Raw genomic sequence first — 5,819 nt, 5'->3', positions numbered from 1 at the left:
TGGAATGTGAAAAACCCTTACATGTGGGCGTTTATTGCGGGGGCGTTAGTGGGAGTTGTGTTAGGGGTTTTTGCTGTCGGTATTGTTGCAGCGGTGGTGATTGGTTTACTTATTACGCCAATTATAGCAGGAGGCATAGTGGTCGCGATCAGCTACTCAAATGGGGATCATAGCTGGAAAAGTTTGCTCACCAAGTTTGGTATTGCAGCAGGTTACACGGCACTGGGGGCTTTTGTAGGCTATGGTGTGGGTCGAGGAGTGCGTAAAGGCGTGGATAAATATCGTTATCGAGCTAGGGTAAATCGTCAACTTAATAATTGGCAAAATTTTATTGATAATAATACTCGGGCGCGTTTTTCTACTCGGGATTGGAGAAGTTCTCGCTATAATTCACAATTAACCACGCCTAATATGAGCAGGCAAAACTCGACGACTTCAAGATACAGCAGTATGGGCAATTACGGCATTTAACTAAGGAATATGTAGAGTCATTATATCATTATAATGACTCTATTAAATTCTTATGGAACTGTTTGTGTTTTATTCATTTTATGGGTTTTAAATTAACCCGTTAATCAACATTGTTTGAGAATGATTATGATATTTTTAAGTAGATGTTTTTATATGTTTTTTATTATGGTTATATCTTTAATAGGTAATATAACTTTAGCAAATGAGTTAATTGAAGCGAATAATAAAAACGCAATGAGTTATTATTATATAGTTTCGCCTATAGATACTGATTGTAGTTTGGCATCATTTGAATCTGGCTGGACAATCGAAAATGAATGGCCGTTACCTGATGGGGTATCTGAAGGGTGTGATTATCAAGTGAGCGTTTATATTAATGGTGGGTTAACCAATGAAGATATTGATGTTCAAGACACCATTCATATTGATGTTAATCCAGCGACTCAAAGTATGATGGCAATGTCAACAACATCACTCAATAATGATACTCATAAACAAGGCATGATATTTTCAGTTTACAGTATGTTGCCTGAAGCGAGTGATACGGCATTAGCACAGTTAACTAAAATATACGACAGAAGTGATGTTGATAAGGGAGATCGAAGTGAAACCGATGAATTCCTATTGTATTTATCTGATAAAGAACTGGGCGATGATATTGCTGATTTATTAAACTCCTACCCATCTATTATTCCTGATGATTATACTCAAAGACTGTCTATGGATATTGAAGAGATAAAAGATAACACTTTTGATTCAATGGTATTTGATGATAGTGAAAATCCTTTTTCTGGAAGGGAAACTCATACGCATTATTATTCAATGAAAATGAAACTCGATTACCCTGATATGATTGCAAGGGATAATTTTTATAATAGCAAAATACAGCCCAGTGTTGATAATTTAGTTCAGTATCCAGGAAGTAGTACTGTTTTTGATTATGACTGGACATTAACAGGGCCTTCTTTAATTAATTATCCTTTTACCAATGCGTATTGGATAAAAGGCTATGCTTTTTTGAATGTACCTGTGTCAGGTAATTATACTTTTGGACGACGATCGGCTGGAGGCATGAATTTATCGATAGAAGATGTACACGGGCAAACGATGCAATTATTAAATGAAGATGCATGGGCATTAGAGAATAAAAAAACTTATGGTTTTGATGATAATGCAACCAATTGTTCTGATTCATTAATATATGGGTATAAGAATTATACTCAATATGTTTGGATGGGACTCGTACACACGCGTTTAGGTGAAACTGAAGGGGCATATTATGATATGGAACATTTGCCTTATCAACTCTATAGTTTTACGGGCATTAATTGCAGTAATGATTATCAAACGGTATGGGGACAATCACAATACTTAGAAGCTGGCCAAACTTATTTAATGTCTTTAGGTGCTTGGTCTGGTTGGCGGTCGATAGAGCTCATGTTGCAAGTGATTGGGCCCGATAATCAAGAAATAGGCTTGCCTATAAGTTGGTTGACAATACCTGATCCCAGCCTCTTTGATACGAATACGGCTTGGCATAATCATTTGGGGGTAACTGAGCGTATCGAAGTCAATGGCAATAAATCACATATCACAGCAGCCAGTAATTATGTATGGGGTCAAGGAACCATTCTCAGTCGGTTGGAGTGGATAGCGGATAGTCCTAATGTGGATGTTCATTTTTATTTAGATAATGGAGAAGATATTACAGAGGTATCGAGTATGATGTTAGAAACGGATATCGATGCCAATACTGTTTCTATTGTCAAAACGAACCAGGGGGATTTATGGGCAGTATTAGTCGTTAACTCGCAGGGTGCTGCGCAATTATTTACGATAAGCTCTCCTTTGGCAACAGAGCCTGTCGTTGAAGAAATTTTGTTGCAAGAAGGACAGGTGTATTTAGAGGCACTTGCAATCAGTGATTATGGTGAACGTCTTGCACTGGCGCAGTCAGACAGTATTGCTATTTATGAGGTGGATTCTAGTTCTGGTGCATGGGTATTATCAAGCCAAGTTGATGTTGAGGTTGATACAGGCTCTGAAAGCCGTGGATTAGCGTTTTTAAATTATTATCCTAATATGTTGTATGTTGCTAATACAGTTGGCTATATACAAAAATACCTTTATGACAGTAATACGAATTCTTGGAATAAAGGGGAGTTTAATGTGTTAGGTTCAAAGTTTGCGGTATCGACAGATACGGGTGAAGCAATTGCGGTAATGAATACTCAAGGTGTGGATATTTATAAAATTGATTATGATGGCAATGAAATATACCAGTCCAGCATTAAACCTGCGCAAGACTTTGACAATCTCGATAGTGACATTGCTATTATTGCCGATAAAGTGGCATTAGGTATTGCAGACAATATTCGAATATACAGTGCAATTAATAATGACTGGTCGAAAATCAACCCAAATTGGTACTCGTTGGAAGAAGAAAATAATATATTTGATACTTCTCTGTTTTGGTTAGCTAATTCTGGCATTGTGGGTGATGTCATTCTTGGGCATATAAACGAAGAACAACATTTTGATTTATATAGAATAGGGGTGGATGCAATGTCTACCTATAATGAAATACTGTATTCGGTGGTTATTAATAATAATAGTGATTATCCTGTGTATTCAAGTCAGATGGTCATCGCTCCTGGGCAACAAGTAGAATTATTTACGAAGCGCTATGAAACATTATCAATGAACTCAGGCTTTTATTCATTAAATTATGATGATGGATATGAGGCCGTTAATAATAAATCAGCATACAGTTTTCAGGTTTATCATGATAGTCAAATTAATATAAATGCATCGAGTTCTACAGAAAACACAACTTATATATACTGCCCATCTCCTGAAAATATAAAAGTGAGTGCATTAGAATATAATGTTAATAAAAACAGTCAGGATTTTGAAGTAACTGCTTATCCTTCTTTAGGGGATAACGACAAGTTAAGTGAAGAAAAAAGGTACACTTTAAATAAAACCCCATTAGTTAATGTTTCAAGTGTTTCTAATATTTATAATAAATCAACCGGTAAAAAAGACTTACTTAGCTCAGGTGATAAATTGGAGTTTATTCAGTTTTTTAAATCATCACTGGCAGTGAATTGGAGTACAACAGGATATATGAACCCGGAGGAACCAGAGCCAGAAGTTTATAGTATCGATACACCTTACTGTCTATTGGAAGGGATTGCACTCATGGAAGGAGGAAAGAAAAAATTAATAGAATACAAATTTAATTTTCCAGATGAATATATCAGTAATCCAATTAGTATTGATCCTTATTCTGTTAAAAGTTCATGGAATAAAATTCGAGAGTTAAGTTTCAACCATTACTTTTACAAATGCAGTAATTGTGCTATTAGCACAATAGATGTTAATGCAGAACAATCTTATTTTACTCCTCCTATTGTATTTTCCATTGTTCCAGAAATATCCACTGTTGATGGATACCCTATTTTAGTCCTTAATGAAAACTTTTATAATACTATCATTAGTGGCGGTATTGATAACTTTACTTTCATTGATTTTAATTATTTCAATTTTGGTCTTTCTTATTCTGGAAAAAATCTTAATTTAGCATTGGGAGAGACTGTTCAACTGACGAAAACAGTATCGAATCTATCGAATTCTGTGACGACCAATCCTAGCATGAAGGTGAATTTATTACATTATGATAATACAACCCAAAGGTTGCATATTATTCTCAACGAAGTGAATGGTTCAGGCTCTATCGATTGGACTTTTGAAAGAAAGCGATTTGACCCTGATGATAGTGATGGTGATGGTATTGCCGATGCCAATGATAATTGTATTTACGTGTTTAATCCCGATCAAAAAGACAGTGCTGGCTCAACGTTAGGCGATGTCTGTGAAGATAGCGATGGCGATGGGCTTTTGGATGCCGATGAATTGAATGTATATGGAACAGATCCGGCTAATAGTGATACGGATGGGGATGGAATACCCGATAATATAGAGGTTTTCATGTATTTAACCGATCCAAATGACAGTAATGCAGATAAAGATGGTGATGGACTGACTGATAGCGAAGAAGTGCTTATTTACAAAACAAGCCCAATAAACAGTGATACTGACCGTGACGGTATACCCGATTGGGATGAAGTTAATATCACTAAAACCGATCCTTTAATTCAAGATTTATGTCATGGAGAAAAACCAACAATTTGGGGAACACCTGGAAATGATAAGTTAACAGGTACTGGTGATAAAGATGTCATTATGGGATTTGGAGGTGATGATGAAATTTATGGAAAAGGTGGGACAGACGTTATTTGTGGGGGGGACGGCAATGATTATATTGAAGGAGGAGATGGCGCAGATCTGATTGATGGTGAAGATGGGGATGATACGCTAAAAGGAAATAGCGGTGGCGATCTGATTTATGGTGGTTCTGGAAAGGATAAGATTTATGGTGGGAGTGGTCATGATTACATCTTTGGTGATGATGGGAAGGATACTATTGAAGGGGGGGATGACTGGGATTATATCGAAGGTGGCAAGGGCGATGATGACATAAAGGGTAATGGAGGTAGCGATTTGATTTACGGTGGATCTGCTGGTGAATTTACAGGGGAGGATATCGATACTTTGAGGATGAAAGAAGATATTCTGGAAGACTCAGGCAATGACACAATCTCAGGTGGTCATGGCGATGATACGATTTATGGAGGAGATGGCGATGATTGGTTAGATGGTGGCGATGATAACGATGAAATCCATGGTGGCGATGGTAATGACACTATAAAAGGCGGCTCGAGCGGGGATTACCTTTATGGTGATGCGGGAGATGACACCATCAAGGGACAAAGTGGTGGCGATCATATTTATGGCGGAGAAGGAACTGACACATGTGAGGGCGGAGATGGCAGCGATCATAAATATGAGTGCGAAAAATAGCATGATATTTAGCATGAAAAGATAAGCTGAAAGCCATGGTTTTAGCTTATCTTAAACTAAAACGAGGGAAGAGGGCGAGGGCGTTCAATATTCTGTGTCAACGATATAATCTAAATATCCAGCACGTTCTCTAAACGCCCTTCAAAATAAATGGCCAATTGCGATAAACATAATCTCTAATTGATACTCTGATATATAAAGCATTTTAATTATCATTTTTATCTATATAAAACAATTTATTGATTTTAATTATCTTGTTACACATTAACTAATGATTAATTAAATTTAATTAATATACTTAAACTTCTATTTCTTTGCGTTGTGCCGAGTACTTTATGTGCTGTAAGGGGAAGTGATGTTTAATCCTGAATCTGTGATATCTCGTTTTATTGTCTCGAGTGTGATTGTTACTATGGTGATGA

The 5,819-nt window shown here is 36.7% G+C and carries 2 protein-coding genes; both read left to right on the top strand.

The window, feature by feature from the left end:
* A partial coding sequence (locus tag Q0779_RS23495; protein ID WP_298776677.1) for a hypothetical protein occupies positions 1-471 on the top strand: 471 nt, incomplete at its 5' end.
* A gap of 279 nt (positions 472-750) precedes the next feature.
* A complete protein-coding gene (locus Q0779_RS23490) occupies positions 751-5,397 on the top strand; it encodes a hypothetical protein (protein ID WP_298776675.1) in 4,647 nt (1,548 codons plus the stop codon).
* The last annotated feature ends 422 nt before the right edge of the window (positions 5,398-5,819 follow it).

It is taken from the genome of uncultured Shewanella sp. (genome assembly GCF_947491715.1).
GTDB lineage: Bacteria > Pseudomonadota > Gammaproteobacteria > Enterobacterales > Shewanellaceae > Shewanella.
This window is presented reverse-complemented; position numbering and strand designations above follow the sequence as displayed.